An 18013-nucleotide genomic window follows, 5' to 3' on the forward strand; every position below is an offset into this window, starting at 1 on the left:
AGATGCAACAACGGGCTTTCTACTCTTGATCGATAGGTTCGTGATCAATTGATTCTAGACTAACAGATTTTTGAGCCGCCATTTACCCCTCCCTAACATCAGCTCATTAAAAAGCCGTGACGATAGGTTCTGTATTTACTGCCTTTACCACCGTAACGCTGTCAATAATAGCTAAGCACGCTAATGGTTAAGAGTGACGCTGGTTACGATTGCAACGTTTATCAAAGTGTTTAACCCACCAATAGCGGTCAGCCACTTCTTCACGCCCGCCAATACGCGCACCGACGAGCCATAACAGTGCACCCACAAAAATACTCATCACTGCACCGTGGGCAAAGAATTGTGGTAAACCCAGTTGAGTTACCTCAGTGAGTATGGAGTAACCTACCCCACCGACCATGGTCACCAAACCCAGCCCCATCAGCACATTACCGAGTATTGCTGCGTTTTTACGTTTCATATGCCACCTCCACTTAGGTTGCCAATAAATAATCGCCCAGCGGCGTATCCAAACTGTTTGCTGACTACGATTATTCATGTCCACTTAATAACCAAGTATAGTCAGGGTGGAGGCAAAGGTATTGCGTTTGCGATCACAACTGGCAAATATATTCTAACAAATCTTTACGTTATCCAGCCATTTGGCACTAAATTTGAATTATACAGCTAGGTAATTATTTACATTGCAAATCACTTTACTTGTTATCTGTACCGAAAGTAATTTGTCACGCTGGACTGGTGGCAATCTCAAGTAGCGAGTATATAAACCTTGGTTTTGTTATTACGCGCCATGACAGGTAAACTGTCCCACTTTAATTCCTTTAGTAATAGCGAATGACGACGTGAGCAGTATTAAATTAATCGTTGGGCTGGCAAATCCGGGCGCTGAATATGCCCAAACCCGTCATAATGCGGGAGCTTGGTATGTGGATTTATTGGCAGAACGCCATAATCAATCACTGAAAGAAGAGAGCAAATTCTTCGGTTATACCGCGCGGTTAAATCTGGCAGGCCAAGATGTTCGCTTGCTGGTGCCCTCTACCTTTATGAATTTAAGCGGCAAAGCTGTTGCGGCAATGGCTGGGTTTTACCGCATTTTACCAGAAGAAATCTTAGTCGCTCACGATGAACTGGATATCCCTCCGGGTGTGGCAAAATTGAAGCTGGGCGGCGGTAATGGTGGTCATAACGGCCTGAAAGATATTCAGAGCAGACTCGGTAATAACCCGAACTTTTATCGCCTGCGTATCGGTATCGGTCATCCTGGCGATAAAAGCAAAGTCACCGGTTTTGTTCTCGGTAAACCACCGGCGAGCGAACAAACGTTAATTGACGATGCCATCGATGAATCCATTCGCTGTACTGAAGTACTATTGAAAGAAGATATCACCAAGGCAATGAATCGCCTGCACTCCTTCAAGGCTAGTGCATAACCATTTGCTCGGTTCCCCGGTTAGCTAACATGCATCGGGGAACCTAATATTGGCTTTATTCATTTCGATTGCACAATGCATTGATCCCCTGTTGCCCTTCTGCCGTTAGTACTACCCCACCAACAATCACCTGCACTCGCCCAAGAAAATTATTGCTCTTAGCATCATATTCTCCAGCAATCTCTTGTAGCTCGTCAGTGCAAAAAAGGGATGCCCAATCCGCCGCCTTTTTCTTATTTTCCACCAACTCATGACCACGCTCGAATTTGTCATTTATGGCGGTAAATGTCAGTTGAACGCTATCAAAATCCTCATAGAGTGGTTTTTTTTTGTAGCCAACATATCTCACACTTTTGCCAGATTTGTTTTCTATTTCTACACCATACTGGTCAACAAGCAGCGAAAAAGTGGGGCCTGCTGGCTCAATATCGGCCGTCAGAAAGCGCATTCCTGCAATACCTAGCGCTCCCCCAAACAGAATAACTAACAGCCATTTATAGATGCTCATTTCCATGGAAATTATCCAAATTCATATACAAATTCTAATGACTTGTTATCGGACATTAACCAGAAAACTTCAGATGGCAGAAGTGTGATCTCTAGCCCAGAGTTAGAAAAATCAATTACCTACCGGCTTTAATCGCAAAAGTGATTTCTGCAACGTAAGAGCATGATCGAGATAAATCGTCATTATGTGTATAATGGCGGCATAAATTTTGATTACATCGGCCTGTTAAACCTAACGAGCTGATTTTTAAGTTATTTAAGGTGATATAAAACATGGGATTCAAATGCGGTATTGTGGGCCTGCCTAACGTTGGTAAATCCACCCTGTTCAACGCGTTGACACAAGCGGGCATCGAAGCAGCTAACTTCCCGTTCTGCACCATTGAACCCAATACGGGTGTGGTGCCAATGCCGGACCCGCGTCTGGACCAATTAGCCGAGATAGTTAAACCTCAACGTATTTTGCCAACTACGATGGAGTTTGTTGATATCGCAGGCTTGGTTAAAGGGGCATCTAAAGGTGAAGGTTTGGGTAACCAATTCCTGACTAATATCCGTGAAACCGAAGCTATTGGCCATGTGGTTCGTTGTTTTGAAAACGACAATATCATCCACGTCGCGGGCAAAGTTGATCCTGTAGATGACATTGACACTATCAATACTGAATTGGCGCTTTCTGATTTGGAAACCTGTGAACGTGCGATGCATCGCGTGCAGAAGAAAGCCAAAGGTGGCGATAAAGACGCTAAAGCCGAACTGGAAGCTTTGGAAAAATGTCTGCCACATTTAGAGAATGCCGGCATGCTGCGTGCGCTTGACCTAACAGCCGAAGATAAAGCCGCTATCCGTTATTTGAGCTTCCTGACGCTGAAACCGACCATGTACATTGCCAACGTCAATGAAGATGGCTTCGAAAATAACCCCTATCTGGACCAAGTGCGTGCTATCGCTGCGGCTGAAGGTTCTGTCGTCGTTGCCGTATGTGCCGCCGTTGAATCAGATATTGCCGAGTTAGAAGATGAAGACCGCGCTGAGTTTATGGCTGAGTTAGGTATTGAAGAGCCAGGTCTGAACCGAGTTATCCGCGCGGGTTATGAATTGCTGAACCTGCAAACCTATTTTACCGCGGGTGTTAAAGAAGTTCGCGCCTGGACTATCCCTGTGGGTGCAACTGCGCCTCAAGCCGCCGGTAAAATTCATACCGACTTTGAGAAAGGCTTTATCCGTGCACAAACTATCGCGTTTGAAGACTTTATTACCTACAAAGGTGAGCAAGGCGCGAAAGAAGCGGGGAAAATGCGTTCAGAAGGCAAAGAATACATCGTAAAAGATGGCGACGTGATGAACTTCCTGTTTAACGTCTAAATAAAATTCGTTGTCTCATAAGTTCTCATCAGGCCTCATAAAGAGCAATAAACCCCACAAAATCCACGCACTTGCGTGGATTTTTCATTTCATGACATCTCATAAAGTCTCATTACAGCGCAGTCAAATATGAGTACATAGATGAGTACAATCAGTTTCCATCTTTAACTTTGGTGAGTACAATAACGGTATAAGAAATATACAAGGAATTGTTATGCTCACAGATACGCAATGCCGCACTGCTAAGCCCAAAGAAAAGCTTTATCGGCTCAATGACTTCAATGGCCTGTACCTCGAAGTCAAACCCAATGGCAAGAAAGCGTGGCGTTATCGTTTCAAGCTTAACGATAAATCCAGCATGTTTGCGCTGGGTGAGTATCCGACAGTGAAGCTGGTCGAAGCACGAGAAAAGTGCGAGCAAGCACGTAAGCAAGTCGCAGAAGGAATAAATCCAGCGCAAGCGCGTCAGTTAGATAAAATCCGCAAAGTCAACGATGCATCCAATACCTTTGAGCTTATCGCCAAAGAGTGGTTGCAGATGAAAGACTGGGCCGAAATCACCAAAACGCGGCGACTGGATATGCTTGAACGTGTGGTTTTCCCCGCAATCGGTAAGCTCCCTGTCAGAGAGATTACCCCACACCATATCCTTAAAATTCTTCAGGAAACTGCAAAACGAGGAGCACCGACAGTTGCCGCTGAAGCCCGTCGCACCGTTTCATCAGTTTTTGAGTTGGCAGTCGCGACGCTTAGAGCTGATAGCGATCCTGTATGGTCTGTTCGCAAGGCCCTTCCGGCCAATAAGACACAGCACAAACAGGCACTGAATCCTCTGCAAATCGGGAAGTTATTAAGCTGTTTTGACAATAGTCGTGGCTCATATCAGGTTAACTATTGCATGTGGCTGATGTGGTGGACATTGGCGCGTCCATCAGAAACCACCGAAGCGGAATGGGCAGAATTCGATCTTGATAAAGCGTTGTGGATCATTCCGGCAATGCGAATGAAAGCACGCAGAGAACACGTTATTCCCCTTCCCTCCCAAGCCGTCAAAATGCTCAGAACGCTACAAGGATTTACCGGGCATCGACAGCATCTATTTCCAGGCCGGGATAACCCACGTGGCCCAATGACAACTCACTCTCTACGCCAGCTTCTCAAAAGCCTTGGCTGGAGCGGTACTTTCAGCCCGCATGCGACCAGAACAACTGGTAGCACACGGTTAAATGAAATGGGTTACAGGCCTGATGCTATCGAAGCCCAGCTAGCGCATGCTGATACGAATAATGTTCGCCGCACGTATAATCATGCGACTTATCTTGAGGAACGGAAGGCTATGATGCAGGAGTGGGCTGATAGTCTTGATGTCTGGATACACGATGTCGTTGGGATTTAAATTGCATAAGTAAAGGATGATGCATTGGTGTGTCAACACTGAGAAATAACGATTATTTAGATAAAATTAGAAAAACCTACGCTTTAGACCCTGTACACGATTCTGTGTAAATGCCTTTTCTCAGAAGTGACCGTCCAGGCGGTCACCGAACTCGATAATAAAGCGGCTCATTGCCATACGCCAGTCCCTCAACGGCATGGTCCATTTTTGCGAGGCTGCCTGGATCGCCAACCACACTACCTTTTTCACTGAGTCATCCGTCGGGAACACCTTGCGCTTTTTGATAGCGTGTCTGATCACGCTGTTTAGCGACTCGATGGCGTTGGTCGTGTAGATCACCTTGCGGATATCTGTCGGATAGGCGAAGAACGTGGCCAGGTTGGCCCAGTTTGTCTGCCAACTGCGGCTTATCTGCGGATAACAGCTATCCCAGGCGCTGGAGAACGCTTCCAACGCCTGCGAACCGGCCTCTTCCGTCGCAGCCTGATAGATGGCTTTCAGGTCACGGGTGACGGCCTTGTAGTCCTTCCAGGAGACGAACCGCAAGCTGTTTCGCACCATGTGCACGATGCATAACTGGATACGTGCCTGCGGATACACCGCGTTGATGGCGTCCGGGAAGCCTTTCAGGCCGTCAACGCAGGTGATGAGAATGTCGTTCAGACCGCGATTTTTCAGCTCTGTGAGCACATTCAACCAGAACTTGGCGCCTTCATTTTCGGCGAGCCACATACCCAGCAACTCTTTCTGGCCTTCGATATTGATACCCAGCGCCAGGAACACGGATTTGTTGATGACGCGACTATCTTGCCGAACCTTCAGGACGATACAGTCAAGATAAACAATGGGATAGACAGCATCCAGTGGTCGGTTTTGCCATTCGACAACCTGCTCCATGACGGCATCAGTGACCTTTGAGACCAGCGCCGACGAGACATCGGCATCATACAGCTCTTTAAACGCGGCGGCGATCTCGCGGGTGGTCATCCCTTTGGCGTACAACGATAAAATCTGGTTATCCATGCCGGTGATCCGGGTCTGGTTCTTCTTCACCAACTGAGGTTCAAAGGAACCGTCACGATCGCGCGGCGTACGCAGCTCCAGCGGGCCATCGCCAGTGATAACGGTCTTTTGGGTATAGCCGTTACGGGCGTTAGTGCCCGGTTTTAGCTGATTTTTATCATAGCCGAGGTGATGGGTTATTTCGGCATTGAGTGCCGCCTCGACGCTGATCTTTTTCAGCAGCCGGTCGAACTGGTTGAGATCTTTAGGGGTTTTGAGGTTTTTGGCCAGTTCGTTAGCCAGGGCCTGTAACTGTTTTTCGTCCATAAATTGACCTGTTTTTGATGTTGGATTGAACATATCAAAATCAGGCAATTACACAAATTTATGTACAGGCTCACGCTTTAACCTACACTTACATAACCAGTTGATTTATCTGTTGTTACTACCCCGCTGTACTTTGACAGATGAGCACGTGCAGTTTACAAAAAAACCGTACAATGACACCAAGGGTGAATGTACAGATAAAAATCTAAACTATTTTATCCACTCGGCAAGAACCACCTCAAGCTTCGCTAACGCCTGAATATGTTTATCTTTTGGTATGCGACCAATATTTTGCAGCTTCCACTTAACCGCTGGTAGATGCTGAATCTGGTCTTCAGGAGCCAGATTCCAGTCCGGTTGACCGCTTTTGAAAGACATCAAAAAATCATAATCCCGCTGCGTGAATTGTGCTTTGAGAGCGGTAACCATTAAGTTAGGTATCGCATTGAGTTCTTCCAGTAAGACCGCATAGAATGTCATTCCGTTAAATTCATTTGCATATAGCTCAGAAATATCTTTCCAGCGGGGATTAAGCACTGTGTCACTCGGGACCTCGGTTGACATTTGCCCTCACGTTTCAGCTGCGCCAGCGCTCTGCCATAGGTCGGTGCCTTATCTGTAATAATCCGTCTCGGCAGCTCCCAATCCCGTAAGTTGCCCAGCATTTTCTTCAAGAATCGATAAGCTGCTTGGGTATTACGCCGAGGGGAAAGATAAAAATCGATAGTCCGACCGTGGCTGTTAACTGCACGGTACAGATAAGCCCATTTACCACTGATTTTGACGTAGGTTTCATCCAGATGCCAAGGGCGCAGGTCGGTGGGATGACGCCAATACCAGCGCAGGCGTTTTTCCATTTCAGGGGCATAGCGCTGGACCCACGATAAATCGTGGTGTGGTCAACATTCACGCCTCGTTCAGCCAGCATTTCCTGGAGTTCGCGGTAGCTAATCCGGTATTTGCAGTACCAGCGAACAACCCAAAGGATGATGTCTCCCTGAAAATGCCGGCCACGGAAAGGGTTCATAGCTGCTCCCTCTGCAAAAAAGAGAGCTCAGTTTATCACCACTAGCTATTGGCAACAGTGCCGTTAAACTCACGCCGTACTTATGACCACTTATGAATAAATTTAATAAGACTATGCACTCTGCGCCTCTTTCAAAGAATTCCGACATGTTCTAACTTATTATTTCCAGAAATATTTTCATAGATGACGTTCTATGAGATTAAAATTAAAGGTTTGAGCCAATGATTGCTTCAGTCAGTAAAAACATTTACCGCATGATAGTCATTATGCTTATATCCTCACTAATTGCGCTGTCAATTCAAGATGTCATTGCACAACCAACCGCTAATACAAAACCACACATTGGTATTATTGGCGCAGGAACCGTTGGGGCAACACTTGGGACTCTGTTTATTAAAGCAGGTTATCCCGTAATGTTTTCTTCTCGGCATCCTGAAGAACTAAAAGATCTAGCGAAAGGGCTTGGTCCCTTAGCGAGTACAGGCACTCCACTAGATGCATCAAATTACGGCAGTATAATTTTGTTAGCTGTACCTTATAAGGCACTCCCACAACTTGGAGCAGCGCTGCACAACGCACTTAACGGTAAAATTGTTATTGATGCCACTAACCCATACACATGGCGAGATGGGGAGTTGGCCAATCGAGCTATAAAAGAAGGTGTTGGTGTAACGTCCGCGTCAATATTCCCAGAAGCAAGGCTAGTCCGTGCATTTAACTCTATGAGTACATTGACGATTGCTCAAGAAGCTGGTCGTTCTGGAGCACGTCTGGCAATACCTATTGCGGGTGATGATAGCGCCGCGCTGAGAATAATTTCAACCCTTATAAACGACATTGGGCTTGAACCCGTAACGGTCGGTGGTCTGGCTAAAGCAAGAGATTTCCAGCCGGGTGGTCCTGGTTGGCAAGTCATTGGTACAGCAGACGAACTACGAAACCATTTCAATCCTAAATAAAATTTTAGAGACTTTTTATTTCGTTTTAAGTGATAAAAGTGAGACTGACTCATGAATGAGACGAAAAGATTTTCAAGACGAGAAATATTAGCTGGCTCAGCTTCCTTTACAGCACTTGCTGTGATGTCCTTATCCCCGCTAACTGTCAAAGCCACATTACCGATTTCGGATGCAGGGGTCTTGGTTGCTTATTTTTCCAGAAGTGGAAACACGCGCGTGGTTGCAAGTCAAATCAGGCAAGCATATCAGGCTGATATTTTCGAAATTAAGCCTGCGACTCCCTACCCCGAAAATTTAGATCTGCTTGTCAGTTTAACTCAGAAAGAAACAGACAGCGGCTATGAACCTCCACTTGCCGCTGAGATTTCCCAAATGGGTAATTACCATACTCTTTTTATTGGTCTTCCTGTTTGGGGAGGAACAGCGCCGGCAATTATTCGCTCTTTTCTCTCACATCATGACTTAACAGGAAAGATACTTATCCCTTTCATCACGCATGGCGGAAATGGACCGGGTAACAGTCTTTCAGTAATTTCAGAGCATGCGCCGCACTCAACATTTCTTAAAGGGTTCACGTTACATGCTGACCAAGAAAGACATACGCTAATGCAGGTTTCCCAATGGATGGATACTCTCGGTGCCATCAAATAAATGTTTTTGTTTATAAAGAAGTTGAACTCCGCCCAATGATGAATATTTTTCATATGTCTATTCAGTTTTAGTTATCTAAACAGCTAAACGAAATACGGTATTGTTAATATATCAATCGCCCTTTTTAGAGCACATTCGTTTTTATGGATTTCAAAAGCTTGCTCAGAGCGTTCCGATAATACCCTTTAAAAGCTATGACTTTGCATCATCTTTATGGAGTGATAAAAGTGATCCGATTGACAAGACGACAGTTTGGTAAGGCAACCGCTGCAACCACGGCGGCTTTGGCCCTATTCGGTACGAAAGCCATCGCGGAACCTTCTTCAATTCAATATGTAAAGTTTCCTGATGGCAGTCATGCCCCTGCTCTGGGTCAAGGTACTTTTCGACTCGCAGAAGGAAGAAGGCCGGCAGAACAAGAGGAGTCAGCGCTGAAAACAGGCATCGCCTTGGGAATGACTCTTTTGGATACTGCAGAAATGTACGGTGATGGCAGTGCGGAAGCTATGATCGGACGGGTTATCGCAGGTGAGAGAAAGAATGTCTATCTTGTCTCTAAGGTCTTACCTTATCACGCCACTGCCCAAGGTATCCGAAAAGCCTGTAATGCGAGTCTGTCCCGAATGGGGACCCAGTATCTCGATTTATTCTTATTACACTGGCGAGATAGCAGTACAGATTTGAAAGAAGTAGTGAACACTTTTGAAGAACTACGTCAAAGCGGGCAGATCAGACGCTGGGGGGTATCAAATTTTGAAATTTCAGACTTAGAGGAATTGTTTGCAATACCTGGAGGTGAACAATGTGTGACCAATCAAGTCCGATACAGCTTGATGGATCGAAATATCGAACAAGACCTGATTCCATGGTGTGAAAAACATGGATTACCCATTATGGCTTATTCCCCTTTAGGCAAAGGATCTTTGCTAAAAAACGACACACTCATAAGCGTTGCGACCAGATTAAAATGTACACCAGCGGCTGTCGCAATCGCCTGGACAATGCGCAATGGGGAGACGATTTCCATCCCTTCTGCCGGTTCCTCAGAACATGTTAAGGAAAATGCTAAAGCTCTTTCACTTAAATTAACCATTGACGATCTTCGCGAGCTTGACAAAGCATTTCCTATTTAAATATGCGGGGAATTTGAATTCACTCCACCACGTCTGAATCTAGAAATATCCAAATTCATCAATGAGGTTAACAAAACTCAGATGTACATTTATTGCTAAATTTTAGCCGGTTATAGCAGAAACATCACACTGATGCGAATCGCTATGCCTAAATCGGAGGCGGTGTGTAATGCCTAATGAAATACAGAATGAGACTTACAAGAGTAATACCTTTTTATCACTCCTGAGTAAATTTGTTCATATACGACCGACAGAAGGTCGTGCTCTTGCGTGGTCATGGCTATATATTTTTGCACTGTTTTTAGCGTATTACGTTTTACGGCCAATTCGCGACGAGCTTGGCGTAGCCGGCGGAGTGAGAAATCTTCCTTGGCTTTTCACTGGCACACTGATTGCGATGTTGGTGGTGAACCCATTGTTTTCCTACGCAGTACGACGCTGGCCACGTGAACGCTTTATTGCGATAGCCTACCGATTCTTCATGCTGAATCTGCTCATTTTTATGGTGTTGCTAACAGTCGCTACGCCGGAGCAGCATGTCTGGATTGGCCGAGCATTTTTCATTTGGGTTTCAGTTTTCAATCTCTTTGTTGTGTCAGTTTTTTGGTCTTTTGTCGTGGATGTTTTTGATGAGGAACAGGGCAAACGCTTGTTCGGTTTTCTTGCCGCCGGTGCAACTTTGGGGGGGATTGCAGGTTCTGCTCTGGCCTCTGGTTTTGTTGAAACACTTGGTCAGAATTGGTTATTACTCGGCTCCATTGTTTTGTTGGAAGTTGCTGTCTACGCTTCGGGACGGTTGTCAAAAGTCAGTGATGTTTTTGAACATCCTCTTCATGGTGATTCGCATCGCCCCGTGGGCGGTGGAATATTTGCTGGTATGACTAGGACGTTTAAGTCCCCCTATCTGTTGGGTATTGCCGTCTTCATCCTGCTTTATTCCGTGACTTCAACTGTTCTATATTTTCATCAGGCTGCAATGGCAGAGGAACATTTTACCGACCGCGCCACCAGAACGGCGTTCTTTGCCAATATCGATTTTTGGGTTAACGTTTTTACACTTATCTTCCAGCTCTTTCTCACTGGCCGCCTGATGAAGTGGTTTGGGGTTGCCCTCACGCTTTGCACTCTACCCGCGTTAAGTATTTTCGGATTTGCAGCTCTGGCAACCACCCCTTCCCTCGGACTTTTTGTCGCCTTGCAGGTCGCACGTCGTGTAAGCAATTTTGCTTTAGCACGCCCAGCCAGAGAGGTTCTTTTTACATCGGTTCCCCGCGAGGACCGATATAAGACAAAAAACTTCATCGACACGGTCGTCTATCGCAGTGGCGATCAGTTAGCTAGTTGGTCTTATGCTGGTCTCCTTGCGATTGGGCTGAGTATAACTGGCATAGCGATTGTTGCTGTGCCGGTCTCTGCCGTTTGGTTGACTCTGGCCTATTGGTTAGGCCGACGCCAGGAAACTGGAAATACCCAATGACTTTTAAAGGAGGCTACGAATATGTCTATTCATAAAGAGAAAAATATATCCACGAGATCAGTGACCAAAAGTCCGTCAATTTCTCGCAGGCAACTGCTTGGTGCAGCTCTATCCATCGCCGCTGCAGCGACGATTTCACCTTCCCGAAGTTTTGCGGCCACGCCCATCGCGCAGAGCCCGAGTCGCAAAAGAATATTTATTACAGGTTCTTCCAGCGGGCTCGGACAAATGGCCGCCAATCTTCTGATACATCAAGGGCACAGTGTCGTACTGCATGGGCGATCACCCAGTCGTGCGTCCGATGCGATGAAAGAAACTCCGGGGGCTGAAGCTGCATTATATGGTGATTTTACCAGCCTGAAACAAGTTAAAGCTCTTGCTGAACAGGTCAATGCTAGCGGGCACTTTGACGCAATTATTCATAATGCAGGAGTTGGAGACGATGATAATGTCAAAATTTTGACAGAAGACGGGTTACCGCGTGTTTTCGCCATCAATACATTGGCTCCGTACGTTTTAACATCACTGGTAGTTCCGCCTAAAAGACTAATTTATATGACATCTGGTATGCAGCTAGGGGTTAATGGTGAGGAAAGTTTAGACGACTTATTGTGGGTTAACAGGGTTTGGAATGGTTCCACTGCATACAGCGAAAGTAAGTTGCTTGATTCAATGCTCGCATACGCTGTCGCTCGTTGCTGGCAAAACGTGCTGAGTAATACAGTTGAACCCGGTTGGGTTCCAACACGTATGGGGGGAAGTGGAGCTTCTGATGACCTAAGTCAGGGATTCCCCACACAGGCTTGGCTCGCTGTAAGCGATGATCCAAAAGCTTTGGTCACAGGACACAACTTCTACCATATGGGCCCTCAGAAAACTAATCCTGACGCGCAAAACTCTGTGCTGCAGGATCGTTTTTTAAACGAATGCCGTCTCCTCTCAGGAGTAACTTTCCCACAGTAGTGGTGTTTGTTAGCAAGTTCATGGAATGAATTGTGGGGGTATCTTCCCTCTTTATAGAAAAAGAATTCTTTATTTGTATGATAAATCGTTGCATTTAATAAGCCGCTAGGTTTTCAACACATGCTTGAAACAGGAAATAGATAGATGAAAGACAAAAATTCACACCTAACGGCTGTGTTATTAATAGTACTTGTCAGTTATTTCATGATTATTATAGACGCATCAATTGTTATCACGGGGTTGGATAAAATCCAACAAGAACTCGGGTTTACAGAAGCTCGATTGGCCTGGATGCAAGATGCCTATTTACTCACCTTTGGAGGATTCCTGCTACTCGGAGGGCGCCTAGGTGATATTATGGGGAGACGACGAATTCTTATTATTGGATTAAGTATCTTCACTGGGGCTTCTGTGATGGTAGGATTAGCACCCTCCCCATTGTGGGCAATCGCCGGTAGAGCTTGTCAGGGACTAGGTTCAGCCATTGTTGCTCCGACAACTCTTGCACTTCTGCAAATAAACTTTCCTGAGGGTCCCGAGCGTAATAAAGCTTTGGCTTGGTATGCCACGACAGCGGGTGTATCTGCGAGTATCGGACTAGTGGTAGGTGGGATATTGGCAGATTGGACCTGGCGAGCAGGCTTCTTTATTAATCTACCGGTAGGCATGATCCTGATATTTTGTGCTGCGCGTTTTCTGAACGAAACTGAGAAGCATAAGGGGGAGTTCGATGTGGCGGGGGCTATAAGTTCGACACTCGGTATGGGTGCTATAGTCTTCGGTACGGTCCATTCTGCAGAAGCTGGCTGGCATGACACCACCACATTTTATTCAATGTTATTCGGCCTACTTTGTCTTGCGTTGCTCATTGTTGCTGAAAACCATGCCAAACAACCTATTATCCCTCTTCGACTTTTTAAAAATAGCAGGCGATCAGCGGCATTAGCGGCCAGATTTCTTTATCTGGGCGCTATAATGGGTTTCTGGTTTTTCACCAGTCTTTATTTGCAGGGTGTCACAGGGTTAAGCACAACAATGACTGGCATTGCTTTTCTGCCGATGACAGTGTTTACATTTTTATCTGCACTTACGTTATCAAGACTTACACTACGCTTTGGCAATGAAAGATTGCTCGTTGCCTCCATACTGATGTCGACATTAGGGATGGTGTGGTTGGCACAAGCATCAGCACACAGTAATTACCTCACCAGTGTGGCTTTACCTATGGTTATTATTGGCATAGCACAAGGGGTAACATTACCATCGCTTACCGTTGCCGCCGTTGCCGGTGCTTCAAAAGAAGATGCAGGTGCTCTTGGCGGGCTTGTGAATGCCTTTCAGCAATTAGGAGGCTCTATGGGGCTCGCGCTGCTCACCACCGTGTCTATCAGTTCTGTGTCCAATAAGACGTCCGATTCTATTGAAAGGCTTGCACATCGTGTGAGCTCTGCACTTACCGGAGGAGCTCTCATGCTATCCGTTGCATTTGTTTTTGTGGTCCTCGCTCTGATTTCATCTCGCAGAAATGCACGAAACTTTTCACATGAGAAACTTTAAATACCATCGAAAATACTCGCGTGCATGTTTGAAGTTTCGGTAGATTAAGAAAGATATATATCTACGCCTAGCTGACATTTTTATCAGCCTGGCGTAACCCTACCGACATCTTAAAGATATTACCCCCTTAACCCTGACATTCTGAGAACGGAAATTATGCGTTTGTTAATAGTCGAAGATGAGGAAAAAACCTCTTCCTATATCCGCCGAGCCTTTTTGGAACTCAGCTATTCTATTGATGTTGCGGATAATGGAAATGATGGCCTCTATCTTGCTATAGAAAATGACTACGATGCCATCATACTGGATGTGATGCTCCCAGGTCTTGATGGATATTCATTATTAGAATATCTTCGAGCCGAAAAACAAACACCTGTGCTTATGTTATCCGCAAGAAGTACAGTTGACGAAAGGGTGAGAGGACTACGCTCAGGAGCTGATGATTATTTACCAAAGCCCTTCTCACTCATTGAATTAGTGGCACGTATCCAGGCCTTACACCGTAGGATGTCCAAGGATAATAATGACCCAACCCATATTTTAATTGATGATCTCCAGTTGGACTTAATTGCTCGTAAAGTCTCAAGAGGAGGAATTAGAATTGATCTTACGGCAAAAGAATTTTCATTATTAAGCCTTCTGGCCCGACACCAAGGAAAAATTCTCTCTAAGATGATGATTGCTGATGAAGTTTGGGATATGAATTTTGACAGCGATGCCAATGTGGTCGAAGTTGCTATTAAACGATTACGCAATAAAATCGACACTCCTTACGCTGTAAAATTGCTCTATACCGTTAGAGGAATGGGCTATGTACTTGAACCCCGCACGACTCATCACGATAAACAGGTTAATGCCATATGAAGACTCCCATCTCTGGCCGGCTTACATTAATGTTTGCGGTGCTAATGATTGTTATCGTCACAGCATTAGGATTTTCACTGAAATCCTCTCTCTTTTCATCCCTTGAAAATCTCATGCACAACGAACTGACTTTCCGAAGTACTTTGTTAGGTCCTTATATCTCAGCACAGGGAACAACTGAAAACTGGCGGCATGTAGAGCTAAAACTGACAGCATTAACCGAAAATGAAGGGGGTAAAGTTACATATATAACACTGAGTAAAAGAGGCGATTTTAATCTTGGAGATCCTAAAGAGATTAGACTTACCTTTGATAAACTGAATGATGGATTCTCTACCGCCCCAAATAGTGATTCTAATTACCCTTGGTATCTTCTCGTCGAAACAATAAAACCATTAGGTTCTCGCCCAGAGTTAAAATTCATTGTCGCATTAAATTCAAAGCCTTATTATTCCACACTGAGAGAGTTCACGCGGTCAATGACTATGATCTGCATAATAGGCTTGCTCATGGTGATTATATTAAGTAACTATATATCACGTTTTGGCTTGCGCCCAGCAAGAAAACTAAGTGAACAGGCAAATGCTCTTCCCCCTGGGCAACTGAAGCACCGCCTTGATACCGAAACCCTTCCTAGCGAATTATATTCTCTGGCAGTTGCCTTTAACGGTGTCCTTGAGCGTCAAGAAACAGCATGGAAGCAACTCGAGAGTTTCAATGCAAACGTTGCACATGAGCTCAGAACACCGCTAACCAATCTGATTGGACAAACCCAGCTTTGGCTTTCGAAACAACGGGATGCTGAGGAATTAGAGGAACTTCTTCAATCGAATTTAGAAGAGTTTGACCGAATGACATCTATCGTCAACGACATGCTTTTTCTTTCCCATGCAGAATCTGGACGTAGAGCGACGGATCTAAATGCGGTCTCCCTTCAGAAAGAAATTTTAAAGACTGGGGAATATGTTGAACCAACCTTTATGGAAAAGAATATATCTTTAAAAGTTGAAGGCAATGTCCTGGTATCAATAGACAAGAGGCTTTTCCATAGAGCTTTGGCTAATCTTTTGGAAAATGGAGCTCGCTATGCATTTCCTGATAGCACAGTAAGTGTAGTGTTATCGAAAAAAGACAACTATGTATATGTGGCCGTATCTAATGCGGGGGATCCTATCGATGAAGAACACCTCGGAAGACTTTTTGAAAGATTCTATCGTATCGATGCAGCACGTAATCTGAGTAATACTCATCATGGTTTGGGACTTGCTATTGTAAAAGCAGTTGCCTTAATGCATGGGGGAAAGATATTTGCCGACAGCAAGAATGGAATAAATACCTTCGGTTTCACGTTAAAACTAGGTTCTGCCGAAGAAGATGATACCAACTTTCAGAAGAGAAAATCTGTAAATACTAACGTGACTTTCCCTGCATCTGATTCATGACATATATATCAGTGCATTTGTAGAAAAATATCACGCTAAATTTAGCTGCCCGGAAAATTGTATTCCAGGCAGCCTTGCTACTAATACTTCACATTATTATCCCAAAAATCGCACTGATACTCACTTCTCATCTGTGAAACAGTTTTGGTCGATTCGGGGATATCTTGGACATAATAGGTGCCAGAATTATCAGAGTGGAATCTTGGCCAAGGGGTATCACCGGTACCATTGGGGTTTCCTGATTCCGCAAAACGTGTCCAGAAAGAAATCATCTGATCGGACAAAATCAACTCGCTCGAATCTAAATCACGAGGCATCCCAGATTTTTGATCCAAATTGACACCTAAAGGTCCGCCATGAAATTTATCAAAAATAAATTGAATATCTATGGTATGCGCAGCCAGTGGTTGAAATCCAGGCATTTTAGGGAAGTAATACGGAGCATTCTGGTAGGTAAAATCATATGCATAAGTTGGAACTTGAGAAGCGACAAAACTTAACATGTGAAATTCCCGACATTTCACAATATCTGTGGTAACTCGTGTATATGCTATCATTGCATTATTGTCATATTTGGATAGGGGATAATACTTCGCGACACCTTCTGGCATGGCATCTTTTTTACAACCAACGCAAAATGCTCCCGGCGTAATAGCCTGATTATATTGTTGAGTCGTCATAGGTTGGCCAGAAAAATATTGCATGATTCCAGTCAAAAAAGTCATTTCGTCATGGGTTGAACCTCCCATAATCGACACTTTATTAAAATCCCCTTTTTTGAGAGCTTCCTCAGTTGGTATTGGGATAATTTTTCCGTCTATAAAGGGAAACATTTGAACGAAGGGTCCGCTTGCTGCTGGTGTTCCCTGTAATTGAAGAATTCTGGATGCTGAAAGTGAACGAAGGCATCTTGCAATCTCATCATCACTTCCCTGACAGCCGGCAGCCTCTGCAAATCCTATGCCTTTTTTTGTCGTATCTTCAGCTGTCGGAAGTGAAATTGCTACCGCTGGAGAACTTTGAAAGATTGCGTGACGAAAAAGTCCGTGGCTTAACGGAGAGACTACATTTGCCCCGACATTATATGCCCCTGCAGATTGACCTCCTATTGTGACATTGTCCGGATCCCCTCCAAAAGCTTGAATGTTCCTTTTAACCCATTGCAACGCTAATTGTTGGTCCAATATACCGTAGTTACCCCAAAGAAAATTTTTGGAATTTATAGCAGGATGAGAAAAAGTGCCAAACAAACCCAGTCGATAATTAAGTGTGACAACAACAGTTTCAACACCTTTGGAGCCACCTCTCGCAAGTTTGCTGCCATCGTAATCACTTGAGCTGCCGTCTATATTAGCGCCGCCGTGAATCCAAACAATAACGGGTTTTTTCTCAGTGTTTTTGAGATTATCCGTTGTGAACACATTCAGATATAAACAGTCTTCATTAATGCTGGCAGGTCCTGCGAATGCACCAAACTCCGTCACTTGTGGGCAGTTAGATGCAAAATGACTCGCATCCAAAATACCATTCCAATGACGGACTGCCACTGGAGGTTTCCAGCGTAACGGTCCTACCGGAGGCAGAGCGTAAGGGATGCCTAGATAAGTATTTATGCCTGCATTATTTTGTCCCTTTATCTGGCCGTCACTGGTGCTAACCACAGGATGATCAGCAGAAACGGCCTCAGAGGGCAGCATGACTGTGGTAAAAATGAAGCAGCCTACGATAGCTTGTAGATACTTATACCAAGTAATTATTTTTATCTTTTGCAGAATCATCATGTCAATCCCCATATTTATTTTGATTTCTAGTAAACGCAAAACAGAACAAACTTAAATTATTAAAAACAGATGGTTAGCCATATCTAAGCTGTAGAAATCTCTCTAGCAGATCATTTCGGTACAAAATAC

15 protein-coding genes and 2 pseudogenes are annotated in these 18013 nt (G+C 44.8%); 11 read left to right on the top strand and 6 right to left on the bottom strand.

Annotation, left to right across the window (positions count from 1 at the left end; all coding sequences use genetic code 11):
- Positions 1-187: 187 nt before the first annotated feature.
- Entirely contained in the window at positions 188-460 is a 273-nt protein-coding gene (ychH, locus tag DJ58_RS18555; protein WP_004708591.1) for a stress-induced protein YchH, read from the bottom strand.
- Positions 461-842: 382 nt separating this feature from the next.
- On the opposite strand from ychH, the gene pth reads away from it, so the two are divergent.
- Entirely contained in the window at positions 843-1433 is a 591-nt protein-coding gene (pth, locus tag DJ58_RS18550) for an aminoacyl-tRNA hydrolase (RefSeq protein ID WP_004708594.1), read from the top strand.
- A gap of 55 nt (positions 1434-1488) precedes the next feature.
- On the opposite strand, the gene DJ58_RS18545 is transcribed toward pth, so the two are convergent.
- A complete protein-coding gene (locus tag DJ58_RS18545) occupies positions 1489-1947 on the bottom strand; it encodes a hypothetical protein (RefSeq protein WP_004708595.1) in 459 nt (152 codons plus the stop codon).
- Positions 1948-2213: 266 nt separating this feature from the next.
- Between DJ58_RS18545 and ychF the strand changes: the two genes are divergently transcribed.
- Together ychF and DJ58_RS18535 are read left to right on the top strand one after the other, a co-directional pair.
- On the top strand, positions 2214-3305 hold the full coding sequence (gene ychF / locus DJ58_RS18540) for a redox-regulated ATPase YchF (protein WP_004708598.1): 1092 nt from the start codon (positions 2214-2216) through the stop codon (positions 3303-3305).
- Between the two features lie 214 nt (positions 3306-3519).
- Positions 3520-4701 carry a tyrosine-type recombinase/integrase gene (locus DJ58_RS18535; RefSeq protein WP_004708599.1) on the top strand — a complete coding sequence of 394 codons (1182 nt, stop codon included), beginning with the start codon at positions 3520-3522 and terminating at the stop codon, positions 4699-4701.
- Between the two features lie 120 nt (positions 4702-4821).
- Here DJ58_RS18535 and DJ58_RS18530 read toward each other — a convergent pair whose 3' ends face one another.
- The 3 genes and pseudogenes from DJ58_RS18530 to DJ58_RS22410 all read right to left on the bottom strand — a co-directional run.
- Complete coding sequence (locus tag DJ58_RS18530; RefSeq protein ID WP_032910914.1) at positions 4822-6030, bottom strand: IS256 family transposase; 1209 nt, start codon at positions 6028-6030, stop codon at positions 4822-4824.
- A 210-nt stretch (positions 6031-6240) separates the two neighbouring features.
- Positions 6241-6594: pseudogene (locus DJ58_RS18525) on the bottom strand (nucleotidyl transferase AbiEii/AbiGii toxin family protein); the annotation flags it as partial.
- Positions 6591-7057: pseudogene (locus DJ58_RS22410) on the bottom strand (IS6 family transposase); the annotation flags it as partial. The pseudogenes DJ58_RS18525 and DJ58_RS22410, both read right to left, overlap by 4 nt.
- Positions 7058-7278: 221 nt before the next feature.
- On the opposite strand from DJ58_RS22410, the gene DJ58_RS18520 reads away from it, so the two are divergent.
- The 8 genes from DJ58_RS18520 to DJ58_RS18485 all read left to right on the top strand — a co-directional run bounded on the left by DJ58_RS18520 (position 7279) and on the right by DJ58_RS18485 (position 16103).
- Entirely contained in the window at positions 7279-8016 is a 738-nt protein-coding gene (locus tag DJ58_RS18520) for an NADPH-dependent F420 reductase (protein ID WP_004708606.1), read from the top strand.
- 51 nt (positions 8017-8067) lie between these two features.
- Entirely contained in the window at positions 8068-8667 is a 600-nt protein-coding gene (locus DJ58_RS18515; protein WP_032910887.1) for a flavodoxin, read from the top strand.
- Between the two features lie 227 nt (positions 8668-8894).
- Positions 8895-9800, top strand: coding sequence for an aldo/keto reductase (locus tag DJ58_RS18510; RefSeq protein WP_226977659.1), 906 nt, complete (start codon positions 8895-8897; stop codon positions 9798-9800).
- A gap of 169 nt (positions 9801-9969) precedes the next feature.
- Positions 9970-11277: an NTP/NDP exchange transporter gene (locus DJ58_RS18505; protein ID WP_004708612.1), complete on the top strand. Its 1308-nt coding sequence runs from the start codon at positions 9970-9972 to the stop codon at positions 11275-11277.
- A 21-nt stretch (positions 11278-11298) separates the two neighbouring features.
- A complete protein-coding gene (locus DJ58_RS18500) occupies positions 11299-12240 on the top strand; it encodes an SDR family NAD(P)-dependent oxidoreductase (RefSeq protein ID WP_004708614.1) in 942 nt (313 codons plus the stop codon).
- A 144-nt stretch (positions 12241-12384) separates the two neighbouring features.
- Positions 12385-13797, top strand: a complete 1413-nt coding sequence (locus DJ58_RS18495) for an MFS transporter (RefSeq protein WP_004708617.1) — start codon at positions 12385-12387, stop codon at positions 13795-13797.
- Positions 13798-13953: 156 nt separating this feature from the next.
- Positions 13954-14661, top strand: a complete 708-nt coding sequence (locus tag DJ58_RS18490) for a heavy metal response regulator transcription factor (protein ID WP_004708618.1) — start codon at positions 13954-13956, stop codon at positions 14659-14661.
- Positions 14658-16103: a heavy metal sensor histidine kinase gene (locus DJ58_RS18485; RefSeq protein WP_032910888.1), complete on the top strand. Its 1446-nt coding sequence runs from the start codon at positions 14658-14660 to the stop codon at positions 16101-16103. Before DJ58_RS18490 ends, DJ58_RS18485 begins: the two co-directional genes overlap by 4 nt.
- Before the next feature lie 80 nt (positions 16104-16183).
- Here the strand turns inward: DJ58_RS18485 and DJ58_RS18480 are convergent, their stop codons facing one another.
- Positions 16184-17884, bottom strand: a complete 1701-nt coding sequence (locus tag DJ58_RS18480) for a carboxylesterase/lipase family protein (protein WP_204365710.1) — start codon at positions 17882-17884, stop codon at positions 16184-16186.
- Positions 17885-18013: the final 129 nt, after the last annotated feature.

The organism is Yersinia frederiksenii ATCC 33641 (assembly GCF_000754805.1).
Taxonomy (GTDB): Bacteria; Pseudomonadota; Gammaproteobacteria; order Enterobacterales; family Enterobacteriaceae; genus Yersinia; species Yersinia frederiksenii.

What these genes read in the sequence shown, in the direction of transcription:
- ychH (WP_004708591.1), bottom strand. Translation starts at nt 460, where the DNA reads ATGAAACGTAAAAACGCAGCAATACTCGGTAATGTGCTGATGGGGCTG.
- DJ58_RS18545 (WP_004708595.1), bottom strand. Translation starts at nt 1,947, where the DNA reads ATGGAAATGAGCATCTATAAATGGCTGTTAGTTATTCTGTTTGGGGGA.
- ychF (WP_004708598.1), top strand. Translation starts at nt 2,214, where the DNA reads ATGGGATTCAAATGCGGTATTGTGGGCCTGCCTAACGTTGGTAAATCC.
- DJ58_RS18535 (WP_004708599.1), top strand. Translation starts at nt 3,520, where the DNA reads ATGCTCACAGATACGCAATGCCGCACTGCTAAGCCCAAAGAAAAGCTT.
- DJ58_RS18530 (WP_032910914.1), bottom strand. Translation starts at nt 6,030, where the DNA reads ATGGACGAAAAACAGTTACAGGCCCTGGCTAACGAACTGGCCAAAAAC.
- DJ58_RS18520 (WP_004708606.1), top strand. Translation starts at nt 7,279, where the DNA reads ATGATTGCTTCAGTCAGTAAAAACATTTACCGCATGATAGTCATTATG.
- DJ58_RS18515 (WP_032910887.1), top strand. Translation starts at nt 8,068, where the DNA reads ATGAATGAGACGAAAAGATTTTCAAGACGAGAAATATTAGCTGGCTCA.
- DJ58_RS18505 (WP_004708612.1), top strand. Translation starts at nt 9,970, where the DNA reads ATGCCTAATGAAATACAGAATGAGACTTACAAGAGTAATACCTTTTTA.
- DJ58_RS18500 (WP_004708614.1), top strand. Translation starts at nt 11,299, where the DNA reads ATGTCTATTCATAAAGAGAAAAATATATCCACGAGATCAGTGACCAAA.
- DJ58_RS18495 (WP_004708617.1), top strand. Translation starts at nt 12,385, where the DNA reads ATGAAAGACAAAAATTCACACCTAACGGCTGTGTTATTAATAGTACTT.
- DJ58_RS18490 (WP_004708618.1), top strand. Translation starts at nt 13,954, where the DNA reads ATGCGTTTGTTAATAGTCGAAGATGAGGAAAAAACCTCTTCCTATATC.
- DJ58_RS18485 (WP_032910888.1), top strand. Translation starts at nt 14,658, where the DNA reads ATGAAGACTCCCATCTCTGGCCGGCTTACATTAATGTTTGCGGTGCTA.
- DJ58_RS18480 (WP_204365710.1), bottom strand. Translation starts at nt 17,884, where the DNA reads ATGATGATTCTGCAAAAGATAAAAATAATTACTTGGTATAAGTATCTA.